22 protein-coding genes are annotated in these 26,677 nt (G+C 43.9%); 7 read left to right on the top strand and 15 right to left on the bottom strand.

The features are described from left to right. Window positions 1-141 precede the first annotated feature (141 nt). The 5 genes from MLE17_RS02780 to MLE17_RS02760 form a co-directional block, all read right to left on the bottom strand. Window positions 142-3,504 (bottom strand): T9SS type A sorting domain-containing protein, encoded by a 3,363-nt coding sequence (locus MLE17_RS02780; RefSeq protein WP_243346828.1) that lies wholly within the window; start codon window positions 3,502-3,504, stop codon window positions 142-144. A gap of 147 nt (window positions 3,505-3,651) precedes the next feature. Then, window positions 3,652-4,404 (bottom strand): hypothetical protein, encoded by a 753-nt coding sequence (locus MLE17_RS02775; protein ID WP_243346826.1) that lies wholly within the window; start codon window positions 4,402-4,404, stop codon window positions 3,652-3,654. Between the two features lie 134 nt (window positions 4,405-4,538). Continuing rightward, window positions 4,539-5,945 (bottom strand): alpha/beta hydrolase family protein, encoded by a 1,407-nt coding sequence (locus tag MLE17_RS02770; protein WP_243346825.1) that lies wholly within the window; start codon window positions 5,943-5,945, stop codon window positions 4,539-4,541. Between the two features lie 202 nt (window positions 5,946-6,147). Next, window positions 6,148-7,485, bottom strand: coding sequence for an APC family permease (locus MLE17_RS02765; protein WP_243346821.1), 1,338 nt, complete (start codon window positions 7,483-7,485; stop codon window positions 6,148-6,150). 109 nt (window positions 7,486-7,594) lie between these two features. After that, window positions 7,595-8,443 (bottom strand): SDR family oxidoreductase, encoded by an 849-nt coding sequence (locus MLE17_RS02760; RefSeq protein WP_243346819.1) that lies wholly within the window; start codon window positions 8,441-8,443, stop codon window positions 7,595-7,597. A 248-nt stretch (window positions 8,444-8,691) separates the two neighbouring features. On the opposite strand from MLE17_RS02760, the gene MLE17_RS02755 reads away from it, so the two are divergent. Next, window positions 8,692-9,030: a winged helix-turn-helix transcriptional regulator gene (locus MLE17_RS02755; RefSeq protein ID WP_243346818.1), complete on the top strand. Its 339-nt coding sequence runs from the start codon at window positions 8,692-8,694 to the stop codon at window positions 9,028-9,030. A 72-nt stretch (window positions 9,031-9,102) separates the two neighbouring features. Here the strand turns inward: MLE17_RS02755 and MLE17_RS02750 are convergent, their stop codons facing one another. The 5 genes from MLE17_RS02750 to MLE17_RS02730 form a co-directional block, all read right to left on the bottom strand. Beyond that, on the bottom strand, window positions 9,103-10,284 hold the full coding sequence (locus tag MLE17_RS02750) for a hypothetical protein (RefSeq protein ID WP_243346816.1): 1,182 nt from the start codon (window positions 10,282-10,284) through the stop codon (window positions 9,103-9,105). A 1,169-nt stretch (window positions 10,285-11,453) separates the two neighbouring features. Next, window positions 11,454-12,122, bottom strand: a complete 669-nt coding sequence (locus tag MLE17_RS02745) for a hypothetical protein (protein ID WP_243346815.1) — start codon at window positions 12,120-12,122, stop codon at window positions 11,454-11,456. Further along, complete coding sequence (locus MLE17_RS02740; RefSeq protein WP_243346812.1) at window positions 12,119-12,496, bottom strand: GntR family transcriptional regulator; 378 nt, start codon at window positions 12,494-12,496, stop codon at window positions 12,119-12,121. The genes MLE17_RS02745 and MLE17_RS02740 overlap by 4 nt, the downstream gene beginning before the upstream one ends. After that, a complete protein-coding gene (locus MLE17_RS02735) occupies window positions 12,493-13,359 on the bottom strand; it encodes a hypothetical protein (RefSeq protein WP_243346810.1) in 867 nt (288 codons plus the stop codon). Before MLE17_RS02735 ends, MLE17_RS02740 begins: the two co-directional genes overlap by 4 nt. Before the next feature lie 6 nt (window positions 13,360-13,365). Next, window positions 13,366-14,184, bottom strand: coding sequence for an ATP-binding cassette domain-containing protein (locus MLE17_RS02730; protein ID WP_243346809.1), 819 nt, complete (start codon window positions 14,182-14,184; stop codon window positions 13,366-13,368). Window positions 14,185-14,480: 296 nt separating this feature from the next. Here MLE17_RS02730 and MLE17_RS02725 point away from each other — a divergent pair, with 296 nt between their 5' ends. After that, window positions 14,481-15,488, top strand: coding sequence for an elongator complex protein 3 (locus MLE17_RS02725; RefSeq protein WP_243346808.1), 1,008 nt, complete (start codon window positions 14,481-14,483; stop codon window positions 15,486-15,488). Window positions 15,489-15,550: 62 nt separating this feature from the next. Here the strand turns inward: MLE17_RS02725 and MLE17_RS02720 are convergent, their stop codons facing one another. Continuing rightward, on the bottom strand, window positions 15,551-16,723 hold the full coding sequence (locus tag MLE17_RS02720) for an ABC transporter substrate-binding protein (RefSeq protein WP_243346798.1): 1,173 nt from the start codon (window positions 16,721-16,723) through the stop codon (window positions 15,551-15,553). Window positions 16,724-16,756: 33 nt separating this feature from the next. Next, the gene (gene tsaA / locus MLE17_RS02715) at window positions 16,757-17,245 is read right to left on the bottom strand and encodes a tRNA (N6-threonylcarbamoyladenosine(37)-N6)-methyltransferase TrmO (RefSeq protein ID WP_243346795.1); all 489 of its coding nucleotides are present in this window, start codon (window positions 17,243-17,245) and stop codon (window positions 16,757-16,759) included. A 383-nt stretch (window positions 17,246-17,628) separates the two neighbouring features. Between tsaA and MLE17_RS02710 the strand changes: the two genes are divergently transcribed. The 5 genes from MLE17_RS02710 (at window position 17,629) to serS (ending at window position 23,390) form a co-directional block, all read left to right on the top strand. Further along, entirely contained in the window at window positions 17,629-19,275 is a 1,647-nt protein-coding gene (locus MLE17_RS02710; RefSeq protein ID WP_243346794.1) for a dipeptidase, read from the top strand. 77 nt (window positions 19,276-19,352) lie between these two features. Further along, complete coding sequence (locus MLE17_RS02705) at window positions 19,353-21,101, top strand: phospho-sugar mutase (RefSeq protein WP_243346792.1); 1,749 nt, start codon at window positions 19,353-19,355, stop codon at window positions 21,099-21,101. Between the two features lie 217 nt (window positions 21,102-21,318). Then, on the top strand, window positions 21,319-21,630 hold the full coding sequence (rplU, locus tag MLE17_RS02700) for a 50S ribosomal protein L21 (RefSeq protein WP_243346790.1): 312 nt from the start codon (window positions 21,319-21,321) through the stop codon (window positions 21,628-21,630). A 20-nt stretch (window positions 21,631-21,650) separates the two neighbouring features. Further along, window positions 21,651-21,908 (top strand): 50S ribosomal protein L27, encoded by a 258-nt coding sequence (rpmA, locus tag MLE17_RS02695; RefSeq protein ID WP_243346789.1) that lies wholly within the window; start codon window positions 21,651-21,653, stop codon window positions 21,906-21,908. Between the two features lie 210 nt (window positions 21,909-22,118). Continuing rightward, window positions 22,119-23,390: a serine--tRNA ligase gene (gene serS, locus MLE17_RS02690; RefSeq protein ID WP_243346788.1), complete on the top strand. Its 1,272-nt coding sequence runs from the start codon at window positions 22,119-22,121 to the stop codon at window positions 23,388-23,390. An 84-nt stretch (window positions 23,391-23,474) separates the two neighbouring features. On the opposite strand, the gene MLE17_RS02685 is transcribed toward serS, so the two are convergent. From MLE17_RS02685 to kduI, 3 genes are all read right to left on the bottom strand, one after another. Further along, entirely contained in the window at window positions 23,475-24,596 is a 1,122-nt protein-coding gene (locus MLE17_RS02685) for a DUF4861 domain-containing protein (RefSeq protein ID WP_243346787.1), read from the bottom strand. Window positions 24,597-24,733: 137 nt separating this feature from the next. Then, window positions 24,734-25,528 (bottom strand): gluconate 5-dehydrogenase, encoded by a 795-nt coding sequence (locus MLE17_RS02680; RefSeq protein ID WP_243346786.1) that lies wholly within the window; start codon window positions 25,526-25,528, stop codon window positions 24,734-24,736. Window positions 25,529-25,638: 110 nt separating this feature from the next. After that, window positions 25,639-26,484, bottom strand: a complete 846-nt coding sequence (gene kduI, locus MLE17_RS02675; protein ID WP_243346785.1) for a 5-dehydro-4-deoxy-D-glucuronate isomerase — start codon at window positions 26,482-26,484, stop codon at window positions 25,639-25,641. Window positions 26,485-26,677: the final 193 nt, after the last annotated feature.

The raw sequence follows: 26,677 nt of genomic DNA, 5'->3' as shown, positions 1-26,677 counted from the left end.
TTAAAGATATATTTGATCGACAATCTCCTATTAAAACCCCTTTCTCCTGTTCAATGTTTATCCAATTTCCAGATTTCATTGTATAAAAAAAGAGTGCCCGGTCGGACACTCTTCTAAGTACGGATATTATACAGAGTCGCTTTACTTCTTTACAAATTTGTAGATGGCTGATTTGCTGTCATTGGTCAGTTTCAGGACATAAACACCGGTGTTCAATGCTGCAATATTGATTTTATCAGAAGCTCCTGATTGGGCGATATTTCCAGCTAATACCGTATGGCCTAAAGCGTCGAATATGTGGAAAGTACCAACCTGAGCATTTTCAATAACCAGAATATCGCTGGCCGGATTCGGATAAATCGAAACTCTGTTTTCAGGCATATTAACCGCGGAAGTATTTGCCGGTAATAAAGCAATTGAAATTGTGTTTGTGTACGATGTACCGTCCGAACCGGTAACTTTGAATTTAAAGCTGGCTAATCCGTTGGTAGCCGAAGGTGTAAACCGAGCGGTGTGACCATCGGCCAGGGTAGTTGCAGTACCACAAACATTGTCACTAACTGTATAAACCGGAGATACACTGCTGAATCCGCCGCAATATTGATTCAAATTAATATCGAGAGGTACGTTATTGTTGGTCGTCGCGTGTAATTCGGCCAACCAGTTGATGTAGTGCTCGATTAATGTATATCCGTCAGATGCAACCTGCATCGCGTCGTCTGCATTTACATTCGAACCGGTTGCAATTTCCCAGTAATCGGGCATTCCGTCGTTGTCGGTATCTGTTGCTTTTACACCAGTGCGGATAATTCCGTAACCGTTGTTGGTAAGTCCGGTTTGTGCCTGAGTCGTGTAAAGACCACCTGAAGGTCCGGTAGATCCTGCTGTATATCCCGCATTTCCCAGTCCGAGAGTTTTAACCTGGTTAATAATCATAGAATCCAGTTGGCTGAGCGGTTGCGTTCCAGCTGTTGAAATGACCCCGCGGAATGCAGATGGAGCATCGACAGTCGGGATCAACGGAGTCAGCGGTGACCAGGGTGAGGTCAGGATGGTACCTGTTCCTGAATACCAGTAAGGTGTGGTTGAAGTTCCGTTTAATAGGCCATCTTCGTTATCGTCGTTCAGGTTGCCCGGATAATAGATACTTTGGTTGGCATCAATCTGGAACCAGGGAACATTACTACCCGATGCAGGACCCCACACAAAGTAGTTGTTAACGATATCGTGTTTGAAATTTGTGCTGGTATGGGTGGTGTATCCCGCCTCGTTGTTGTAATGAACGTTATTGATAAACTGGTCGTTGATTTTTGACAACGGATTGCGGTTATGCGAGTTGGCAAAGAGGTTGCGGTAGAAAGTCCACTGTCCGTTTACCGATTCGCAGTGTGCACCAAACTGCTGTCCGGTCGGGTTAGCATCGATACAGCTTTGCAAGGTAATTCCTGTTACCGGATAGACGGTGTAGTTGTCACTCACTCCGTCGATATTATTCCAGGGGGCAAATTCAAATGTACAGTGATCCATAATCACATTTCGGGCAAGATATAAGCTCAATGCGTCGTCACCGGTGCTGGCCGTTTCACTTCCCGGCACAATGCGGACGTGACGACAAATGATGTTTTGCTGGTTGGCAAACGAAATCTCGCCACCACGGAATCCGATACCTTCACCCGGTGCGGTTTGTCCGGCGATGGTCAGGTTACTTTTACAGGAAACGGCAGTCAGGAGATTGATATAACCGCTAACGTCAAATACAATGATACGGTTGGATGCACTTACGGCATCGCGGAATGAACCGGGACCGCTGTCATCGAGATTGGTGACGTGATAAACAGAACCTTTACGACCACCTGTAGCGTGAGAGCCATATCCCACTGCTCCCGGGAATGAAGGCAAAGCGTCAGAGGTCGCCGAAGAGATGATTTTACCTGTTACGGCTGCTGAGGTTATAGCCCCGTCTGTAGAGGTTGCCGAATAGCTGAATGTTCCGGTCAAATAAGGCATTCCGGTAATGGTGATGGTTTTTGCTGTTGTATTGGTTGAAACCGTGATTCCCGCAGGAGGAGTTGATGACGAAGACGTGCCGCTCCAGGTCAATGATGCAGAGGTTGCCGAACCGCCATAGGTCAATACCACATTGGTCATTCCAATACAGAATGGAACTGTTTGATTGGTTGTAGCAGCATCGGAGGTGAGGGATATTGTCGGTGGAGGAACAACGGTCAGAGTGCCGGTCAGAGCTGTACTTACCTGTGTGCTGTCGTTGGAGGTAATGCTCCAACCGTAGGTTCCGGATGTATTAGGTGTGCCTGAAATAGTCATAATTTCATTCAGGGAATCTTTGGTTACAATGATTCCGTCCGGAGCCGTTGTTGATGATGTGGTTCCGGTCCAACTGACTTTGGCATCAAACGCCGAGCCTCCCCAGGTGTATTGAGCCGCAGTCATAGCACTGCCGGCAGTCACTTTCTGAGAATTGGTTCCTGATACAGAGGTAAGTGTAAGCAAAGGAACAGCAGCGCTGACTACCCTGATGCTTCCTGTTAATGCACTACTGGTAAGTGAGCCATTGGTACTCGTAATACTAAAACTATAGGTTCCCAATACAGTTGGCGTTCCGGAAATTGTAACGGTTTTAGCATTGACATCAGTAGTCACAGATATACCGGAGGGAGGGGTGTTAGCATCTGCTGTTCCTGTCCAGGTAACAGCGGCTGAGGTTGCGTTGCCTCCCCAGGTATAAACGATATTTGTCAGCGACTCATTAAGTAACGTAGCAATGGTCTGGTGATTGGTTCCAACCGCAGATGTCAGGTCAATGGCAGGGCGTTTGGTCAATAAGGCGTCGTATATGTACAGGTTACAGCTGGAGTTACTACCGGTCGAACAAACAAGCTTAATCTTCACATTAGTATTGCCGGTGTAAGAGAAAACGTTTTTGTGAATAAGCTTCAGGTCGGTAAATGAAGCTGTACCCAATTGAGTCCAGGTAGTTCCGCCATCGCTGCTGGTCATTAGTTTGTATGACTGTGTATTTCCGGTATTGGCGCCACAGGCCCAGATGGTAATGTCGGTTGGTCCCTGTACTCCAGGCAAAATAATGTAACCGCCCGAAGCAGAACCTGTCCCGGTTGTCAGGAAACTGAAAGCACCGGCAGTTGCCCCGTCGTCGTTGGCACTGGCCGATACGTAGGTCGTCGCACTGCTTCCGTACTGAGACGCGCTTTGTGAAATGTTCATATTGATGCGTTGGCCGTTGGGACCTGCGCCAAATATGATTCCGTTTACCGTCTTCTCTTTGTTGGCATTGGAGCTTGATGCAGTAAAAACGTCTCCGGTGGTAAATGCCGCCGGCTTGTTTTTAAAGTCAACATAATAGACAGTGTCAGTGGATACCGCTTCAGTTGAAGCCTGTGATTTTTGGAGCGTTCCCAACGCATGCAGCGGGGAAAAATTCACCAATAGGGATAGAAAAATAATAGGTGAGAATTTCTTTTTCATGGTAATAATAGGTTAGTAAATTAAGGAACTTTAAAATTCGCAATTTTACTACTGACCGAAAATTACCAATTTGATTTTTTGCCTGTTCTTTTTGATACAAATGTGCTGATCTGTGCTGTGCTGAGGTATAATGACTCAGTTTTGTCATTATCCGTTTAGTTTTTGGCTGATTTTTTTTGATAAACGCTCCATAAATTCCTCGTAACTCAGGTCCAGTTCCGATTCGTCAAATCCGTATTGGATAAATGTCGAGTAATGTTCGATATCCAACCGGAAATCCATATGTTCGCACGCCAGGTACATGGCATAGATGATCAGGCTGTCAGGCTCAAGTCGGTCTGCCACGTCAAAATGCTTTAGCAATACCGATTGGAGCATATCTACAAATTCGATCTTCCGCATCTCTTTAAAGGATATTTGCGGTGCATCTTCCTCAAAGCATTGTTTCAGTATCTCTTTTTGTTCCTCTGTAATCCAGGGTTTATCATCGAAGAAAGAATCATCGTGGAAATTTTGCCTTTGGGGTTTGGCGTAATTCATTTTGTACTTGTCAAAATCGGGATATTTTTCACGCAAATCAACTCCGCAGCGCTGGTCATATAGAAGTTCGAAGAGATTTAAAAGGAAACGGTGTCCCACAAAGTTGAGAATCCGTTCAATCCGCTCCACGACAAGCGGACGCTCTTCTTCCATCACTTCGGGGTAATGCCGGCGGGTGATTTCGCGGACCGGCTTCCATAATTCCCGCATCACTTTCTTATAGATACCGGTGTAAAAGCTGTAGAGTTCGTATTCCGGTTCCTGTCCAAAGCGGAATGGTACAGGCAATAAAAAGAAATTGATATCCATCCATTCTTCAAATTCGCTCCGGATGTCTTGTTCTTCTTCGTTGTCAAACATATTCCTTTGTATTATGTGATTCTAACATTGTAACAAAAATAAAATTCAACCGGTTTCGGATACCGGTTGGGTTAATTAGATTTCAGATAAAAATTCAATAGATGGAAAATGTTATTTCGTTCAGTGAAATCCGGTCAATGCATATTACAGACACTTTTTATCCAACCTGTAATAAGGCTTAGGGCAGTAGGAGAAATGGTTTGTTCTATTTGCGGGTATTCGTTTGGAGAGCCTGTTTTACACTCCTGTAAAAGATGGTTCAGGCCGGGAAGCTCTTTAACGGTATATTTTTTCTTTCCTCCCTGTTTCAATGCTTTTTCGATTGCCGGGATATTTATATCAGCCGGAACCTGAAGATCTTTACTCCCGATGATTGCCAAAACCGGACAATGCACTTTGGTAAGAGTAGGAGCCGGATCATAACGGAGAAAGTTCAACATCCAGGGATTGGTTATTTGTTTCAACTGAATATCAATGATATCGTTGATGTTGCTTCCCGGAGGAATTTTCGATTCAGGTAATTCTTTTGACTTTTGAAGCAAATAGGCGGCAATCCGGGCTTTCAACGTATCTGTATTTGAGATGTCATGGATCATCTTAAAGATATGACTGTTGAGATCTTTGGTCGTGTTGAGATCTTCTTCTTTAGCACCGTTTACCCGGCCGATCAGTTCTTGTTGGCGCAGTAAGATTTCACTTCCCGGAGCACCTGTGCCGGCAATCATAACGATATAGCTGACATCTTTGTTATGAGAAGCCACCAACGGTGCGATGATGCCACCTTCACTGTGACCGATCAGTCCTATTTTCTTCGGATTAATTTCCTTACGGGTTTTGAGATAGGCAATGGCTGATTCTACATCGGTGACAAAATCATTTGTGGTTGCCCTGGAAAAATCGCCTTTCGAATCGTAGCAGCCACGGTCATCAAACCGGAGAACGGCAATTCCGTTTCGGGTCAGATAATCGGCCAGTACCAGAAATGGTTTATGTCCCATGATCTCTTCGTCCCGGTTCTGTGGCCCGCTTCCGGAAATCAGGACTACCACCGGAAAGTTTTTCCCATTGGCAGGGTAGGTAAACGTACCGGCAAGAGTGAATTTCTCTGTTGTATGGGTGAATGTTATATTTTCCGATTTATAGGGAAAGGGTGGGGTGGGCTCCTGTGGTCGTTTTGGTTTATCACTCACAGAAGCTTTCCGGCTTAGCCCTAGAGGAAATGAAATACCCATTTGGGTGAATGTCCCGGCAATGGAGTCGCTGTTTATAACCTGACCGGAATAGTTGATTTTGGCCGCATCATAGAGCAGTGTCAATGTTTTGTTATCATAAGTTGCAGATGTCATCGGGATTCCTTTGGCTCCCTGATCCGGACTATCCATGGTTGCGGAGTAGCCTTTATCAGTTTTTAAAATATGAAACACAACTCTCAGCTTCATGCCATTGATGTTTAAGGTCCCGTTCCAGTCACCGGTAACTTCCTTTGCTGATACATTGCAGAGTGCAATGAATAGAGCAGCAAATGCCAATATCTTTTTCATAGTTTCCAAGTTAGTTTTCATTTCTATAAGAAGGATAGATTTTAATTGTCATGTGTATGATTACACTTCGTTTTTTCCGGACGAGTCTGGCATAGACAGGTTTTTGTTTTAAGCAAAAGTAGCAGGATTTTTAATAGAGTAAGCACAAACTAGAATTTATCTGATTCTATTCCTGTGGATTATGGATAAGATTCACAAGCTTTCATCCTCTTTTCAATCTCATAAATACAAAGACCGGGATGCCGCTAAGCATCAGTAGGAATCCATACATCGCCATGGTTGCGCCTGCCGAATAAGTGGCGTAAATGCAGTAAAGAAAAGCCAGCAAGGGAATGATGGAGCGGCGGAAGACTCTTTTCAGGGACTTTTCGTCCTTGTTATCAAGTAATATCATTGCTGCAGCCGAGAAGCTGTAGGCTGGCATAAAGGTGAGAGTGGCCAGTAAAATAAGAAAGTCAAATGCCTCGGTAAGAGATTGAACATAATTCAGACTGAGTAGAAGGTTGGTTAATATGCCTGATATGATCAGGGAAACGTTTGGTGTGGCAAAGCGGGGATGTACCCTGGCGAAGAAAGGGGGAAACAGTTTCTCTTCCCCTGCGGCAAAGGCTGTACGGGCTGTCGTCAGCACCCAACCCGAGATGGTGCCGCTTGCCGCAATGATTACTCCCAGAGCGACAAACCAACCTCCCCATCGGGCTCCGGTGATATGGTTGATAATATCGGACATCGGGGCTGCTGCGTGAGCCAGTTTTTCCTGTGGCAAACTTCCCATAGTTGCCACTGCGGTCAAAATATACAATACCGCAGTTATCGAAAATCCGATAATGGTGCTTCGTTGTACATTGCGGTTGGGATTTTTGATTTCGCCTCCGGTTAGCGAGGCGCTTTCAAGTCCGATATAGGCCCATAAGGTGATGGCAACGGCTACCGGGATTGTCCCGAATCCCTGGTGCTCGGGATTGGCTACTGTATTCAGGTTGTCGGAATCAAATCCCCGGAAGGCAATAACCATGATAATCAGCAGGGTTATCACCTTCGACAGCGTTGTGATTATACTTACGACTCCGGCCTCTTTTACCCCCTTGATATTGATCAGCGTGAAAAACCAAAGAATGGCTGATGAAAAAAGAAATGCCAATAGCCCATTTTCTTTCAGAATAGGAAAGAATACGGTTGAATACCTGACTATGGCGGTGATGATGGCTGCATTTCCAACCCACATTCCAATCCAGAAGGTCCATGCAATAAGGAAAGAGGCAAATTCTCCGAATGCCATCCGGGTATAAACGACTGGGCCTCCGGTACAGGGATTCAGGACTCCGAGCCGGGCAAATACCAGGGCCACACAAAGCGAGCCGATGGAAGTGATAGCCCAGGCAATCAGCGAGGCGGTCGGATTTGAACCTGCTGCCAGGGATTGTGGTGAGGTGAAGATACCCGAACCAATCATATTGCCGATAACAATAGCTGTTGCCGGCCAGAGACCTAATGCCCGCCTGAGTTTTCCATTACCATTTGAGATTGATTTGTCTTGCATATACCTGATGGTTTTCTACTATAACAAATAAACCGACATGAAAAGCGGCTCCAGTGATTACTGAAACCGCTTAATATCAAGGTTACGACAATATAATCCTGTCAATAACTTATCCAGCCAAAGCATCCGCCACCACTTTAGCCAACGGTGTGGTCGCTCTTCCAATCAGTTTGGAGAGTTGATGACCTGCATCAAACAAATCGTCTTTTGAGGCACTGGTATCCCAGCTTGCAATGGCTGCGGCGAAACCTTCCGGAATACCAAAACTCTTCAATATGTTTGCATACTCACTCTCTGGCAGGTTTTTGTAAGGAATATCTTTTCCGGTCTGCCGGGAAATCTCGGCAGCCAAATCATTCAAAGTATAATATTCGTCACCCGCCAATTCATAAACTTTACCCTGATGGCCCTCACTGGTCAGGACAACAGCTGCAGCTTCAGCATAATCAGCCCGTGCCGAAGAAGCTATCTTTCCTTCACCCGCGCTTCCGATAAATGCACCTCCGGCAATGGCTCCCTGTACCGAACCGGTGTAGTTCTCTGTGTACCATCCGTTGCGCAGCAGTGTGTAGGGGATACCGGATGCTTTCAATGCCTCTTCGGTGGCCAGGTGCTCACCCGCCAGACTGAGTGAAGATTTATCGGCATGCAGCAAGCTGGTGTAAACAATCCATTTGATACCGGCTTCTTTGGCGGCGTTGATTACGTTGGCATGTTGGGGGGCGCGTTGTCCGATTTCGTTACCTGAGATAAGTAATAATGCGTCAATTCCCTGAAGCGATGTTGCCAGTCCCTCCGCTTTGTTGTAGTCAAATTCACGGGCTTCCACACCCAAATCAGCGGCCTTTTGTGGTGTGCGTACCAAGGCTACAATACTCTCTGCTAAAATTCTTTCTTTCAGTTTGGCTACTACGATGCGACCCAATTGGCCGGTCGCTCCTGTTACTCCGATTTTCATTTTGATTTTCCTTTCTTGTTTGAGGATTTAGAACTAAGTATTTTCAAAGGCTTATTTTTATAAAACCAATATCAGGTTGATTTTGATGGCATTATAGCCGTTAAATAAACATATCATTCGTTGTCTGATGAAACTGATACGGTGTTTATTACTACCTTTGTTACGCAAAGTAACTAATAATAGTTTTAGATTGTAACAGGTTACTTTCTGGTAACAGGAATAAAAGTAGTAACGTAATAGTAACCATTATGGCGAATTTTAATAGCACCACAAATTGTCCCATTACTGCCACACTTGAATTGATTGGAGGTAGGTGGAAAACGATTATTCTCTATTGTCTCTCTCCGGGGACGAAACGTTTCGGAGAAATAGCGGTTCGTATTCCCAATATCTCCCGAAAGGTGCTGACCGAGCAACTGAAAGAGTTGGAAAGTGATGGCCTGATAATCCGTCAGGAGTTTAAGGAGATTCCTCCGCGTGTGGAATATACGTTGACAGACCTGGGGAAAAGCCTATCTTCGGTTTTCCGTGAACTGGAAACGTGGGGTACTGAAAATATTCTGGCTAAAAGACAAGAGAATAATTAATCAAAAAAGCCGTCTCAAGACATGTTGAGGCGGCTTTTTGATATGAATGCTATCCTTGATATTCTGTTTAAATCAGAAATTCATCAAATCCCACATACTTCTTCTTTCGAAGTATTCAATAGTACTATTGACAAATTCCATAATGGCATTTTTCGGATTAGGCTTTGATATAATCGAATAAAGCTCTTCAAGGGACTTTTTCTGTTTTTTATGGGCTCCGACCATGTTGCTGATTTCACGACGGGCGCTCGCCTCGTGGTAATGAGCAAAATGCCTGATGTTGCTAAATCGTGGATGGTGGTAAAGCGCATTCCGTTCCCTTTCCAGTTCCGCCACCTGCTCCCTGAGCGATGTGATATAGAGTTTCAGCTTTTCGTCCGGCATATTGGCCAAATGGTCGCTTTCTGCAGTTACCCACTCCATCTCCAGTTGCAGCAAAGCCGGTAAGTCTTTTTCGTTATAGGCAATGGTCACCTTTTTCATCAGTTCTTCCTTGCGCAGTTTTTCGGTCGGGTCGGTCTCTGTGTCGGGGTGCAGGGCTTTCGCCAGTGAGATATAGATGTTGCGGAGGCTTTTCAGCTTCATCGTTTCCGCCTCTTTCAGCTTCAACTCCTTCTCCAACTGCTTTTTGGTCTTCGTTTTGTTTGCGTTTTGGTGTTTCTCTTCCTTTGTTTTTTTGTCTAGCTCCTCCTTAATCTTTTGCTGCATCCGGGCAAACGCTTCCGGAGAATCATCCATGTCCGACAGGTCAAGGTCAATACCCATCTGCTCGCGCAGCATATCCTCCATCATCATTCTCATCTCAGTCTCCTGTAGTTCTTTCTCCTCGGAAAAAGAAGTTTCAGACCATTGGTCGTAGAGCGCTTCCGTCTCTTCATCAGGTTCGATGCTGGTGAAGGCTTCGTTGAGCAAATAGACGATAACCTGCCCCAGATTTTCTAGTTGTCGCTTGCCATATTTAATTGACCTCGATGAATAAGAAAGTTTCTTCGCCAGTTTTATCTGTTTTTCAGCAATGGCTATTTCAAGTGAGGGAATTTTTTCGGAATAGAGACCGAGTATCAGCTCCAGTTTTTCCGATTCGATGGCAATCTCTTTTTGCAGATTTTCAATCCGTTTCGTCAGACGGTTGAAGGTCTGCTGTTGCTTGCTGAGCGGTTTATCTTTAGATGGGACTATTTTAATGGATTGCTTTATCTCCGGTTGAGGTTGAGGCAGCGTACCCATTTCATCGTCGTCAAAGAGTGTATTCATTGGATTGGGGAATATTGTTACTGAGTACAAAAGTAGGAATATATCCGGCGTTTGAAAAATAGACTGTCATTCAGTCTGGAATAATTTACTAGATTCCGAGTTGACATATTGTCATGAATTTCTCCTGTTTTCATTGCAGACAACTACGCTCTTCCTCTACAGCAACTCCACAGCAACTCCACATATGCTCCACAGTTGTCCACATCCGGGTGGTTTGATGAAAAAGCCGCAATGTTGCATTTTTTCTGTCAGAATGATAACGGAGGGGGAGAGGCAATAGTCGGCGGTGTGTGAGCGGCTATGTTTTAGCAGAACCTAAAAAACGGGAGTGAATTATCAGGAGAGGCCGCACATCAAGGTGAGCCGAAGAACCCGACAGCGTGCTTGCTCCTGTCAGCGTTATAATAAAAAAGGCATTCGACAGATAACACCGTTCCGGTAATTTACCGGATAGTATTTATCTGGCAGGGGGATTAACTTGTAGAAATTGCCCTGCCTCTGTTCATCCTCCGGTGATGCTCTAGGGACACTATAGGGATGCTCTAAGGATTCTATAGTGTCAGTAGTTGATGTATGGTTTTATATTGAAATGGTTTTGGTTTGTTTACTTTCGGATTGTTGTGTATTGGGCTGGTAATATTGCATATTAATAATGGAAATCTCTTGTATATCAGGTTGTATTTACCAGTGAAGTTTCCTAAAAGTATTTATATTTATTGGGGGTAAAGGTTTCACGTACTGATCTTCTCATTGACAAAAGGAAATGCCGTTGCCCCTCGTTAGCGAGGGTTTTGCGAAAGTCTAACCCGTATCAGAGGATGTTGTAGTTCTTTTCTTTGCTGCACACGTTTTGACATTTTGCTATTCACCAAACCACAAAATACTCCCTGTTTTGTACCGCTGATGCTCCACGTATGCTCCACGTATGCTCCACGTATGGTCCACGTATCGGGTAAAAACCGGATATTGGGGTATTTGCTTACCTTTTTTGAGTGAATGGTTTGTTTTTTCTGTCAAAGTGATAGTGGCGATTTTGTGATTGGGTGGGGCGATTTGCTTTGTCTGGTCTCACAGGCGATCAGGTTATTTCCGGTTAAAATCTTATACAGCAAGGGTCAGAAAGAATCGCTCTTTCTGACCTTTGTTATTTTATGCTGCTGGTATTACTGTCAGTAACTTACTGACGAATAAGCACTCGTGGTATCGCGTTGAACAGAGATATTCTGAGCAGATTGAATCCCCTTTAAATCGGAGTGATTAATCACTTTTCCGGCGAGGTTTTGGATATGGCAGTCTAAGTTTACATGCGCTCTGTCAATTGATACATTCAGATTTCTCAAATTCACATTCTTAACCTCAATATTAGCATCCTCACAAATGCTCAAGTCAATATCAAAGGGCTTCTCTTCAATTTCTTCATTGCTGTAAGTTGCAGTTCCGCCCGTCATTCGTAGTTTTATTAATTGTGGTGCGAACTTATAAACACCAAACCACCATTGATGTTTGCCAATTACAGTCGTTATATTATCACATTTTACAAATGTGCGAAGTCCACCGTAAACGTACAACGTATCATTGATTACTTCGTACATCTTAGCAGGAACTGCTTTCCCCTTTATATATTCAATCTTGATTGAAGTACTATCCGAGCGAACGATGTTTACGTCTGACCCTTTTTCTGCAACAATTACTTTGAAATTTTCTGGTAACGGATACTCTTTGAAGCTAATTTTAGCGATCTCTTCGGTATTATGTCTTATGGCGTCAGCAAATAAAAAGAGCATACTCCCTGACAGGAAAAATGCAAATGCGATAATTATTTTCAGGCTTGTTTTCATTGTTTCTTGTTTTCATTAATGGCTAATAATAAATCATTTAAATCATCTGCCGTGAGTTTTAGCAGCCTTATCTTTTGGATAAGCATTGGCAGGTCATTCGTGTAGAATTCCTGTTTCTCGGATGTGCGGATGAGCTCGATGGCATTGTCGGCTACAAAAAAACCGATTCCACGCTTATTCACAATGATGCCGTTGTCTTCGAGCATGGCATACGTTCGCAGCAGTGTGTTGCGGTTGACTTCAAACTCCACCGCCAGATCGCGCACTGAAGGTACACGTTCGCCGGGAGCCAGCTTGCCTTCCAGTATTTGGTGGCAAAGGTTATCGGCTATTTGCTGGAAAATACCCTTTGCCGATTTAAAATCTATGCTCATACCTGTTTTTCTTTAAGCTTGAAATATCCCATTGGAAGCAGGAATAATGGTGATACGAAACCAATCACACAAAGCCATATTTCAACATTGCTTAAAATATTCCAGGCAGTATAATCTTGTAGATGTACTTCAAATCCTTCTGTATTCGGATAAAATATGTGCGAATAAATAACCATAAACAAGAATAATATGAAAAATAGAGCCGCAAACGAGATGATGCTTTTTACCAATCCGAGTTTCTTAAAATACAATCTTACTGAGAATAAATATAAACCTACAGATATAACAAGCATACTAATACCCCATGTCCCAATAGCCGGATAATGAACAACTTTCATATTTGGGTAACGAGTTGTTTCTTGCATGAAAATCATGCCGTAATTAAATTTCTGGATGACCAGCTCTGCATTAGCATAATGAAGGTTGGTTTTCACATCCACCATTTGCATTACCGATATGGAGCGTGCCAATTGTGCATCTATCCAAAACAAAACGAGGAAGAGACCTCCTCCGCAAATAAAGCGGATAAAAATCTGGCTGCAAAATTTCTCAAAGGTAGAAGACGGGATGAGTAAGTAATTAGTAGTCCTGACCTTTGATCCGAAATCGGGAAACGAACTGCCAACCAATACCCCCAATGCCAATAACGAAGCTATGAAAATGCCCAGGTATTTGTTAGAACCAAAAGTATTCCAGTCTTGTATATCGCCATAGACAATTTTTGGCATATTGCCATAGAGCACAACAAAACCCATTATAAATGCCCCCACAATGATTAGGGTATATTTCTTGTAATTGATTAACAGGTCACTTCTCAGAAGAAGGCAAAAACGTTGTAAGCTGAAAAATTGATTTGTTTTCATATATTGTTACGACTTGATTTTCTGGTTAATAATAGCATTAAACAACAATTCCAGATCAATATTCGACTCCTTGCCATCAATAGCCGGAATAATGATTTTTTGTCCCATTGGGCATCGCTCGTGGTGAATGATTCTATCGATTCCATTCAGACTTGGCACTATGTCAAAATATACTTTTCCGGTTATGTCCTGAATATTTTCGCGGTAAATAATCTCTCCATCTTCAATCACAACGACCTTGTCGATTACAGTGTCAATGTCTTTCACCTGATGGGTGGAGATAATTACTAATTGATCGTCGGTAACCGAACTCACCATAATCTTCCGAAACTGGCTTTTGGACGGAATGTCAAGTCCATTGGTCGGTTCGTCTAATACCAGCATTTTACAATTGGTGGAAAGAGCAAACGCAATCAGGAATTTCTTGCGTTGTCCGTGTGAAAGCCTGTTTAGGTTTGCGGTGGGCTTCAATTCGAATTCAGAAAAAATGTTTTGCAGCTTTTGATGATCGAAGTCGGGATACAGAGGACTGAACGCTTTCACATATGTGTTTATACTTATGTGCGGAAATGCGAATTCCTCCGGCACCATGTAAACATCTGCCAGAAAGGACGGCTTCCGGTCGAACGGCACATAGCCATTGACCGATATTTTACCTTCCTGCGGCATGATAAGTCCAGCCAACAGATGTAGTAAGGTCGATTTGCCCGCACCGTTTTTACCGAGCAGCCCAACAATACTTCCGCTTTCTAATTCCAACGAAAAATCCTTGAATAGCGGCGATTTCTTTTTGTAATGAAATGATAAGTTTTGAATGTTAATCATGGCATAATAATTTAGTGACCTATGTTGCTATGCCACAAAGAAACGGACAATATTTTAATTGACAAAGAAAAATGCAACTTTTTTGAAAAAAAAATCGATGCGATCATATTTTGCTCAGATACAGGTATATAAGGGGTGTTGCTGTAGCGAATCGTCCCTGGTAGAAATCGATATTGGGAAGGTTGGGAGGGAGAGGTCATCGGGTATTTTACACCTTTTTTTATAGCCGGGAGAGTCGGTGTGATCTGATAATTCCGGGGAGAAAGCATTACCTTTGTGCCTTTAAAAACTCCCGCTTGAAAAAGAAACACATCAACATACCCGTATTTATACCGGAGCTGGCTTGCCCCAACCGCTGTGTCTTTTGCAATCAGCAGAAGATCTCGGGGCAAATGACTGTGCCTGACATACCGGAGGTGGACAGGATTATCCGCACTTATCTCTCTACAGCTACGGACAATACTGTGGTGAATATTGCTTTCTTCGGCGGTAACTTCACCGGGATTCCTCTTCCAGAGCAGAAGGTGTACTTAGACCTTGCCGCCGGGTATATACGCCAAAAGAGGGTGCATGGCATCCGCTTGTCCACCCGTCCGGATTATATCACCCCTGAGACGGTTGGCCTTTTGCGGGATTATCCCATCTCGGAGGTGGAGCTGGGTGTGCAATCGACCGATGATGAGGTACTCAAGGCCTCGGGGCGTGGGCATACCAAAGAAGATGTCTATCGGGCTGTTGAACTATTGAAAACGGCGGGGATTCCTTACGGATTGCAAATGATGCTGGGATTGCCGGGCGATACCCATGAAAAAGCATTGCATACGGCCCGTGAGATTGTTGCATTGGGGGCCGTTTCCACCCGCATCTATCCTTGCCTGGTGATCCCGGATACAGCATTGGCGACATTGTACGGGCAGGGTAAATATCACCCGCTTACGCTGGATGAGGCAATCAGCTGGGGGGAAGAGGTGTTGCGCTATTTTATCAGTCAGGATGTGCGTGTGCTGCGCGTCGGCTTACACGCTTCTGATGATTTGCGTTCCGGTACAAATATCCTTGCCGGTCCGTTCCATCCGGCCATGAAGGAGATGATGCTTTCGGCTATCTGGGCAGACGAATTAGCTGAAGTATCGGTTGAAAATAAGGCAAGGCGGATTCTGATAGAAGTACCATCCGGACAGGTCAATTATGCAGCCGGATTTAAGGGGATAAATAAAAGGAAGTTGCTGGAGTCGTATCGTGAAGTGAAACTGGTGGAGAATGATTCCCTGAAAAAACTTCAATATCGGGTAAGTGAACTCTAAACCTAACAGGTTTTTAAAACCTGTTAGGTTTGAGGTATATAAGTGTTTTGCCGGGATGTTAGTTAGCGTAAATAGATCCCACTGCTATGAAAACTCTCCATAAAAGCTTCCTGCATTTTCATTTTTACTTCTTGTAAATCATTTTCGATAAAGAAATTCCATCCCACCCATTTTAGTTTTCTGCCCGGGTAACGTTTGATGGTATCGGCATGAAAGGATGGGAATCCGTTCTGCTCAAGCTGTTCTCCCATGATTTTTCCAAATATAAAATCAAGCAGCTCTTTGTGTTGGGCGGCTTTCCCTCTTTTCACCAGTATCTGCACCGGACTGACAATGGCTCCGTCCTTAGGCCAAACTGTCGTAAAGTTGACGTTTCTTACTTTGCAGGCAAATGAATAGGGCATGACATAAACCGCTACGTCATTCTCCTTTTTGGTGTTGATTTCGCGTACCATCTCGGCCGGATGCATTCCCTTAAGTGTGTTTTTACCCAATACGCGAAGGGCTTCGTCACCGTATTCTTTGTAAAAAGGATAGAGAACCGCGTTGCAAAAGAAATCTTTATCTCCACGAAGTACCAGTTTCTTCTCCAGTTTTTTATCAAGAATTTCGTACCATTCCTGGGGTTTGGCTGAGGTTGAATAGTGTTTCTGATTGATCACCATCACCAGCATATTGGAAGAAATCATCTTCATCGCCCCTTGGGGATGGTCGGGGTTCATATCGGAGAAATAGTCGTATACCGGATAATTCAGTCGGTCGAAACCCTCATGTAGCAGGAATTTGTACATGAAATCACGGTAGTATAGATTGTTGATGTCGGAGGTGATCAGGATATCGGGTAACTCTTCCGTTGAACCTATGTGGTCGAGGTAGCTGTAAAACTGTTTCTCAAAATTGAGGTTTCCGTCGATCACCACCTGTTCGTCATCATCGGCATATTGCGGAAACTTTTCGAAGAACGCCTCCTTGAAGGCATTGCGCATGCCGCAGGGGAGGAGAGCCACCATGAAAGGTTTTCCATTATCCGTAGCTGCATTTTCTTCCATCCGGGCTATCTTACGGGCTATGGAGAGTTTTTCCGGGCTTACGCCGAAGCTTCTCAGGCAGGTAGCTGTCGTGAAAATACGGGATGAGAGATCATCTGTCGGGATTTGAACCGGGATATCGATTTCGGATAAAAGCTCTTCCCATATTTCCGGCTGGTTATTGGCGGCAGTATATAGCGTGTTCATAATGATTGCATTTGTGGTTCCTGTAAAAGTGTATTATGATTTGAATCTTTCATCGGCCCGCAGTTGTTCAAGCGGAAGGTTTTTATTTTTCTCCAACCAGCCGATAGTTACATCCTGACGGTTATCGTAGCGGGGATAAAAAGGCTTGATGTCTATCAGTGGAGTGCCATTAAGCATATCGGGTTGTTCTATGTGCAGAATGTTACCATCTATTTTCATCAGTTTGACCGTAGAGATTCCGATTGCATTGGGGCGTTTGGGCGCTTTGCAGGAAAAGATGCCGTGAGGCTGATCGTCCATGAAGGGGATTACTTCCAGTTCGTAACTTTCAATTTTGTGAAAACGGTACACCAGTGTAATGTGTGAGAATCCTTCCAGATCCTTCAGTCCGGGTGCGAATTCGGAAAAGACCTCTACCAGCCCGAATACGCCCTCGGCGGCAATAGGTTGTATCGGCATGTTTCTCACATCGTCAAACGGTGTGTGAATAATCCCGATAGGTTTGATAATGATTTCGTCCATAGTTTTTGTTGATTTGTGGTTTGTCCTATTCTTTAATCACGGGAATTTCTGCAGATGAGATGGCGGACTTTTACTCGTTGTCCCTTTTGATGAATAACGAATTCAGAAATCTCTCCCGAATTTCCCATTTATCATATTATAAAAACTGTGCCAAACTGGTAGGTTGCACATATTTAGATGATTACATAGGGCTGTGAATTGTGCGGGATTACATTCCTGTAAAATCCGGGGCGTTCTTTTCTACCTAAATGTGAGATTGGGGGTGACTTGTCTTTTAGAGATTCACAAGAATTATTATTTCCTGACGAAAGGAAGTTCTCATTTTCGTTTATTTTTGTCGTATAGAATTCAGAGATAGTACTATAATCAGTAAATCAGACCGAATGAAGCGTATATATAGGCGAATATTAAGTGCAATACTGTTTGTGAATATGGCAATTCCGGCTGTTGAGGCCTGTACAAACCTTATCGTGGGGAAAGGTGCGTCAACGGATGGTTCTACATTGGTTACCTATGCGGCAGATTCTCATGTGTTATATGGTGAATTATACCACTGGCCGGCTGCGACTCATTCGCCCGGTGAGATGCTTGATGTCAGAGAATGGGATACGAATCATCTTCTCGGGCAGATTCCCCAGACTGAGCGAACATACAATGTAGTCGGGAATATGAATGAATGCCAACTAACCATTGGCGAAACGACATTCGGTGGCCGTGAAGGGCTTGTGGACACAACTGCTGTTATGGATTATGGCAGCCTGATTTACATTACACTCCAACGTGCCCGTACAGCACGGGAAGCCATCGGGACCATGACCTTATTAGTTCAGAAATACGGTTACCGCAGTGAAGGCGAGTCTTTCACCATTGCCGACCCGAATGAGGTCTGGATTATGGAAATGATAGGAAAGGGGCTACGCAATAAAGGTGCGGTTTGGGTAGCCGTCCGTATTCCGGATGACTGCATCTCGGCCCATGCCAACCATGCCCGTATCCATACTTTTCCACTTGAAGATCCCGATAACTGCATCTATTCCCCCGATGTGATATCATTTGCCCGCCAAAAAGGTTATTTCTCTGGCCTGAATACGGATTTCAGCTTTGCCGATGCCTATGCCCCGGCTGATTTTGAAGCAATACGCAGTTGTGATGCCCGTGTATGGAGCTTCTACAATATGTTTAGCTCCGGAATGGATAAATATTTGCCCTACCTATATGGCAAATCGAAAGAACCTCTTCCTCTTTACATAAAGCCGGATAGAAAGATCTCTCCCCAAAACATGATGAATGCGATGCGCGACCACTTTGAGGGTACGCCTTTCGATATGACCAAAGATATTGGTGCGGGACCGTTTGCCTGTCCATACCGCTGGCGTCCGCTGACCTTTAAAGTGGACAGTATTGAGTATATCAATGAGCGGGCGATTGCTACTCAGCAGACCGGATTCTCGTTCGTCGCACAGATGCGCAACTATCTGCCTAATCCGATAGGAGGAGTGCTTTGGTTTGGGGTGGATGATGCCGCAACTTCGGTTTATATCCCGATGTATTGTTCCATAACAGAAGTTCCCGAATGTTTTAAAGTGGGAAATGGCGATTTGCTGACTTTCTCCTGGACATCGGCTTTCTGGATCAATAACTGGGTAGCTAATATGGCCTATTCGAAATACAATTATATGTCAGCTGATATCAGGTTGGTGCAGAAAAAACTTGAAGATGAATTCAAAGCCTCTCAGCCTGTCATTGAAAAATCAGCCATCGACCTTTATTCCCAGAGTCCTGAAAAGGTTGCAAAACTGTTGAATGATTACAGTATCACCAAAGCGCAATCGACTTTAGAGAGCTGGAAAAAACTGGGTGAATATCTAATGGTAAAATACATTGACGGTAATATCAAGCGGGAAAAAGATGGCAAATTCCAACGAACCAATGACGGTGTTTCAGCCAAACCACTCCAGCCGGGGTATTCTAAAGAATTTTACAAATCAATTGTGAAAGATACGGGTGACCGACTTAAGGTTTCGTTTTAATTTCTATCTTTGCCGATTCAATTGTGTCGTTTTGACACTTGTAGGATAAAGACTATACACAAATTGATACACACATAATGGAACAAGAATCTCTATTGAAAGAAGTAACTGCCAAAGCTAAAATCTGGTTAGGCGAAGAGTATGACGCCGAAACCCGTGCGGAAGTACAAAGAATGCTCGATGCAGAAGACAAAACCGAACTCATCGAATGTTTCTATAAAGACCTTGAATTCGGTACCGGTGGTCTGCGCGGAATCATGGGCGTTGGAACAAATCGCATGAATATCTACACCGTAGGTGCTGCGACTCAGGGCTTGTCCAATTATCTGCTTCAGGAATTCAGCGATCTGCCGCAGATCAAAGTTTGTATCGGCCACGACTGTCGTAACAACAGCCGCAAATTTTCTGAAATTTCTGCCGAAATCTTCTCTGCAAACGGCATCAAAGCATATTTGTTTGAAGACCTTCGTCCGACTCCCGAAATGTCATTTGCAATCCGTCACCTGGGTTGCCAGAGCGGTATCATCCTGACTGCATCTCACAATCCGAAAGAGTATAACGGCTACAAAGCTTACTGGAATGACGGTGCTCAAATGATTCCTCCTCACGATAAGAATACAATCGTTGAAGTAAATAAAATCCGTACTGCAAAAGATATCAAGTTCAAAGGTAATCCTAAACTTGTTGAAATTCTTGGAGAAGAAATCGATAATATCTATGTTGAAAAACTGAAAACGATTTCTCTTTCTCCTGAAGCAATCGAGCGTAACAAAGACATGAAGATTGTTTACACCCCGATTCATGGAACCGGTGTGAAACTTGTACCTCAGGCTTTGGCTGCATTCGGTTTCACCAATATCATTCACGTACCTGAGCAGGATGTAGTGAGCGGAGATTTCCCAACCGTATATTCTCCAAACCCTGAAGAGCCTGCTGCATTGGATATGGCTATCAAAAAAGCAATCGAAACCGATGCCGAACTGGTGTTGGCTTCTGATCCTGATGCTGACCGCCTGGGTGTTGCAGCTAAAAACGATAAAGGCGAGTTTATCCTGATCAACGGTAACCAGATTGCTTTGATCTTCCTGAACTACCTGATTCAGCGTTATAAAGAGAGTGGCAAAATGACCGGCAAAGAGTACATCGTGAAAACGATTGTAACGACTGAGTTGATTGCAAAAATTGCTGAGAAAAATAAGATCGAAATGTTTGACTGCTATACCGGTTTCAAATGGATTGCAGCAATCATCGGCGAGCTCGAAGGCAAAAAACAATACATCGGTGGTGGTGAGGAAAGCTATGGCTTCCTTCCTGAAGATTTCGTTCGTGACAAAGATGCCGTTTCATCTTGTGCATTGATGGCTGAGGTGGCTGCATGGGCAAAAGACAACGGTAAATCACTGTACGAATTGTTGCTGGATATTTACGTTGAGTACGGTTTCCGCATGGAAAAAGGTATCTCGGTAACCAAAAAAGGTAAATCAGGTGCTGAGGAAATCGAACAGATGATGAAAGACTTCCGTCAGAATCCGATGGCTGAAATCGCAGGTTCGAAAGTAACCCTTGTCAAGGATTATGCTAACCTGACCGGCTACGACAAAATCGAAAACGAGAAGATGATCCTCGATATGCCGACTACTTCAAATGTTCTTCAGTATTTCACCGAAGACGGAACAAAAGTATCAGTTCGTCCTTCGGGAACTGAGCCGAAAATCAAGTTCTACGTTGAGGTGGCAGGTGTGATGAAATCACGCGAAGATTACGCCAATGCTTGTGCAACTGCAGAAGCTAAAGTAAATGCAGTAAAAGCATCTCTAGGAATTTAATTTGAGATAATAAAATTCATAATACAGGAGCCGACTGATTCACAATAGATCAATCGGCTCTGTTTTTTGATTAAATTCGTTGCAAAAGCAGACTTTTGACTTTGTTTCCTGAAAATAAATTCCTAAATTTGCGGCCTGATTCCGGGGTAGGCAGTCAAGAGGAGTGCAGGGATGCAAACCCGCCTTACGGAGGTAACCTGTAATTTATAAATAACAGATGTACGTTATTGTAGAAATTCAAGGACAACAATTCAAAGCTGAAGCTGGCAGAAGATTGTTTGTTCACCGTGTTGAAGCTGAAAGAGGAGCTTCTGTAGAGTTCGACAAAGTTTTGTTGGTTGACAACGAAGGTAAACTGACTATTGGTGCTCCGGTAGTGGAAGGCGCTAAAGTAGTTGCTGAAGTTTTGTCACACGTGAAAGGCGAAAAAGTAATCGTTTTCAAAAAGAAAAGAAGAAAAGGTTACAAAAAACGCAACGGTCACCGTCAAAGCTTTACTGAGATTTTAATTAAAGAAGTTGTTGCTTAATCCTTTAAATTGAAAGAAAAATGGCACATAAGAAAGGTGTAGGTAGTTCGAAGAACGGTCGCGAATCAGAAAGCAAACGATTAGGCGTAAAAATATTCGGTGGACAATTTGCAAAAGCAGGTAACATCATTGTACGTCAAAGAGGAACAGTTCACCACGCTGGTGAAAACGTAGGTATGGGTAAAGACCACACTTTGTTCGCTTTGGTTGATGGTACTGTAACTTTCCGCAAAAAAGGAGAAAACAAATCATTTATTTCAGTTGAGCCACTTAGCTAAGAAATAATTGATCAAAGCATTTTAAACTCCCGATTTTACTTCGTGTAAAGTCGGGAGTTTTTGTTTATAAGCATTATCTTTGCAATCCTGTTTTATACTCATATAATATCAGGGGATACTGAAACATTTAGTTTCGTTGTAAAGCGCTATAAATTAATTTAATCACATATTGGGTCCGGGGTTTCAAGGGCCTTTATAGAACAAAATAACATGCTTACACTTCAGGTAATCAAAGAAAATACGGATGAGGTAATCAGCCGGTTAGCTAAAAAGCATTTCGACGCAAAAGAGGTAATTGCTCAGGTATTGGAGGCAGATAAAAACAGAAGAGCAACACAGTCAGAACTGGATGCTACATTGGCTGAACTGAACGGTTTGTCGAAAACCATCGGTCAGATGATGAAAGAGGGCCGGAAAGAAGAGGCAGAAACTGCCCGTGCCCGTGTTGCCGAAATGAAAGAGGGCGTTAAATATCTGGAAGCCCAGATGAAAGCTTTCGATGAAGAACTTCAATCACTTTTGGTAACTATTCCTAACCTGCCAAGTGAGCAGGTGCCTGAAGGTCGTGTGGCTGAAGATAACGTTGTTGAGCGTACCGGTGGTGTGGTTCCGGAATTATATGACGGCGCTGTTCCACACTGGGATTTGGCTAAAAAATATGACCTGATTGATTTTGAATTGGGTGTGAAAATCACCGGAGCGGGTTTCCCTGTTTACAAAGGCAAAGGCGCCCGTTTGCAGCGTGCGTTGATTAACTTCTTCCTGGACAATGCGCGTGATGCCGGTTATCTGGAAGTGCAACCTCCTTACGTAGTAAACGAAGCTTCGGGCTACGGAACCGGTCAGTTGCCGGATAAAGAAGGACAGATGTACCTGGCTCAATTGGATAACCTTTATCTGATTCCTACCGCTGAGGTACCTGTAACCAACATCTATCGTGATGTAATCCTGAGCGAAAACGATTTGCCAATCAAAAATACAGCATATTCGGCTTGTTTCCGTCGTGAAGCAGGTTCTTACGGTAAAGATGTTCGCGGTTTGAATCGTCTGCACCAGTTCGATAAAGTGGAGATTGTACAAATCCAGCATCCGGATAAATCGTACGAATCATTGCAGGAGATGGTGAATTATGTACAGACTTTGGTTGATAAGCTGGAGTTGCCATGGCGTATTCTTCGCCTGTGTGGTGGTGATATGAGCTTTACCTCTGCATTGACATTCGACTTTGAAGTGTATTCAGCAGCTCAGGAGCGTTGGTTGGAGGTTAGCTCTGTTTCGAACTTTGAGAGCTACCAGGCAAACCGTCTGAAATGCCGTTTCAAGAGCGAAGACAAGAAACCTCAGCTTTGCCATACCTTGAACGGTAGCGCCCTTGCATTGCCTCGCATTGTTGCTGCGTTGCTTGAAAACAATCAGACTCCAAACGGTATCCGTGTGCCAAAGGCGTTGGTTCCATATGCCGGATTTGAAATGATTGATTAATCGAAATTTCAACTTCAAAATAAGAAAGCCCTGTCGAAAAATAAATTCGGCAGGGCTTTCCATTTTAAGAATATTGTCTGTTGTTTATTTGACGATAATCATCAGCGGTTCGCGCAGTTTTGCAGCATAATCCTGTACATATTTTACCCAGGCTTTGCGGGTAGGGAAGCCCCATTTGCTCCAGCCTGCACCTGAATAGTAAACCAGCTTTTTATTTGGAATATAATCTGTTTCTGCCAGGATGTGACCTTTCTCCGCTTTTACTGATTTCCAGGCACGGGGCAAGACTAGAGCCAGATAAGTGGTTCCGTCTTTGGTGTTTGGTTCGCAGTATGCAGCATAGCCTTTTTGTGCATTGAATGCTATAGAGTCGGCGCCGTCACGTTTTACAATACCGGCAACAACAGGCATCGGCCCTTTGGTTTTCCAATAGATCTCAGATATTTTGTTGAGTTGTGAACCTGCATCCAGTGAAATGATTCTGGTTTCTGTGATGGTGTCTCCATTTACAATAAATTTACCGTAATCCAGACGGACAGAGGTGCGGATAGGACCATTGTCCATATTTTCCTGTCTTACAAAGTTGTTTGCCAGCCACATTGTATTGTTGGAGTAAGGAGCCATAGCGCCGGCGCCCAGTGTACGTCCTACTTTGTAGAAGTCAAGACCGTTACCGTGGTCTTCGTGGTAATATCCGGGTTTAGCTGTTTCTCCTGCATATCTTTCATTGATTACCAGTTCCTCGGTGCGTTTACTCCAAACGTCAATTCCGTTGCTGGGTCCGTCGATAGGTTGCAGGGCGGGGCCATAAACACGATAAGCAGAACGGTCATTTTCCCATGCGTAGTCATCTTTGCGTTCAGGAACGAAGCGACCGTAAGCTTTAGCTGTATATTTCTGCGGAGTGCCTATCTGAAGTTTAAAGCTGGCAGATTTTTTAGGTGCCAGAGTTACCTGAAAAATCAGTTTCTGAGGCGTTTTTTTACCTTCAAACACAACCTGGCTAGGGATTTCTTTACCTGCAGCATCCAGCACGACAACTTGCTGTCCGGCTTTAAGCTTGGTTTGAGAAACTACGTCAGACCATTTAATTTCCACGGTTTCATTGGTACGTTGCAGGCCGGATGGATTGCTGATAACAATTTCAGCTTTCAAAACGCCCAGCATTCCCAGCAGAGCAACGGCAAGAAATGATAGTTTTTTCATTATTCAGAGATTAAGAAGTTAATTAATTTCGAAGAAAGATTCTTCGCTATGCAAATTTACATTTTCTCTAAAACGAGACAAGCTACGAACATCGGAATAATCGTCATTCGTAGCCTGTCGTCTATTTATTTGGTAAATTATTTCGGCTGTTTACCGATGTATGCCAGGATACCACCGTCAACGTAAAGAACGTGTCCGTTTACGAAGTCAGAAGCGCTTGATGCAAGGAATACCGCAGGACCAACCAAGTCTGCTGGATTTCCCCAACGAGCAGCAGGGGTTTTAGCAATGATGAACTGGTCGAATGGGTGACGTGAACCATCAGCCTGAAGCTCGCGCAATGGAGCGGTCTGAGGAGTTGCGATGTAGCCCGGGCCAATACCGTTACACTGGATGTTGTATTCACCGTACTCAGAAGCGATGTTTTTAGTCAACATTTTCAGACCACCTTTAGCAGCTGCATAAGCAGATACAGTTTCGCGGCCAAGTTCACTCATCATAGAGCAGATGTTGATGATTTTACCTGATTTTTTCTTCATCATAGCTGGCAATACCGCTTTTGAGCAGATGAACGGACCATTCAGGTCGATATCAATTACCTGACGGAATTCGGCAGCTGACATTTCGTGCATTGGCATACGTTTGATGATACCCGCATTGTTTACCAAAATGTCGATAGTGCCAACTTCTTTCTCGATTTGAGCAACCATTGCCTGAATTTGCTCTTCGTTGGTTACGTCAGCAACATAACCTTTAGCTTTGATACCGTCAGCCTCGTATGCGGCCAGACCTTTGTTTACAGCATCCTGATTGATATCGTTAAATACGATAGTAGCGCCTGCTTTTGCCAGACCAGAGGCAATTGCGTAACCGATTCCGTAAGATGCTCCGGTTACCAGAGCAATTTTTCCTTCTAATGAAAAGTTTACCATTGATGATTTTTTTATGTGATGAGTAGAAATATCGAATACATGAATCAAAATAATTCCGGACCTACCCTGATGAAAGTATTTGCAGTCCGGAATATATGATTCAGACGTATTTATCTCAATTCAGTATGTTTGTAGAAATCCTGGTCTCCGTAGTCGAGGTTTTCGCCACCCATACCCCAGATGAAGGTGTAGTTGTAGGTAGCAGCAGCAGAGTGGATAGACCATTCAGGAGACAATACAGCCTGGTCGCCGGTCATCCAGATGTGACGGGTTTCAGTAGGTTCGCCCATGAAGTGGCAAACTGCCTGTCCTTCCGGTACTTCGAAATAGAAGTAAGCCTCCATACGACGGCTGTGAGTGTGTGCCGGCATGGTGTTCCAGATGCTGCCCGGTTTCAGTTCGGTCATACCCATTTGAAGCTGGCATGTCTCGACTACTTCCCGAACCAACATTTTGTTGATGTTACGGTGGTTAGCAGTTTCCAAAGAACCCAGTTCCATTACCAACGCATCAGCTTTAGTCACTTTTTTATCAGGACAAGTTTTGTGAGCAGGGCAGGAGTTAAAGTAAAGTTTGGCAGGGTTTGAAGCATCAGCACTTGCAAAAGTAACTTCTCTGTCGCCAGCACCCAGGTAAAGCGCTTCTTTATAGTTGAGTTCGTATGTTACATCACCCACTTTTACGATACCTTTACCGCCACCAACGTTGAAGATACCCAATTCACGACGGTGTAGGAAGTGAGGAGCTTTCAACGGGTCGATTGCTTCGATAGGCAATACTTCGCCGGCAGGAAGAGCGCCACCTACCACCATACGGTCGTAAAGGCTGTAAACCATGTTTACTTCATTTGCCGTAAAAAGATTTTCAATCAAATGCTCTTTACGAAGACGGGCAGTGTCGTAATTTTTAGCATCTTGCGGGTGAGATGCATAGCGAATTTCATAGTTTGTTTTCATAAAAACTTTATTTTGTATTTGTATGTAGGAATAGGAAAAATGGCTCGGTTTTGGAATTTGCGCAACCGATTGCGCAAAAGTAGTAATTTTTTAGATAGCAGGAAAAATCAGACAGGGAAAATGTGTGTATTTTAATATTTTACACAGGATTTTGATGGGGAAGAGGCTTTCATGGCTTTCAGGAAATAAAAAA

The organism is Parabacteroides sp. FAFU027, from assembly GCF_022808675.1.
In the GTDB taxonomy this organism is placed as follows: domain Bacteria; phylum Bacteroidota; class Bacteroidia; order Bacteroidales; family UBA7332; genus CAXXIC01.
Note: the sequence above shows the minus strand (reverse complement) of the source record. Positions and strands in the feature narration are given on the sequence as shown.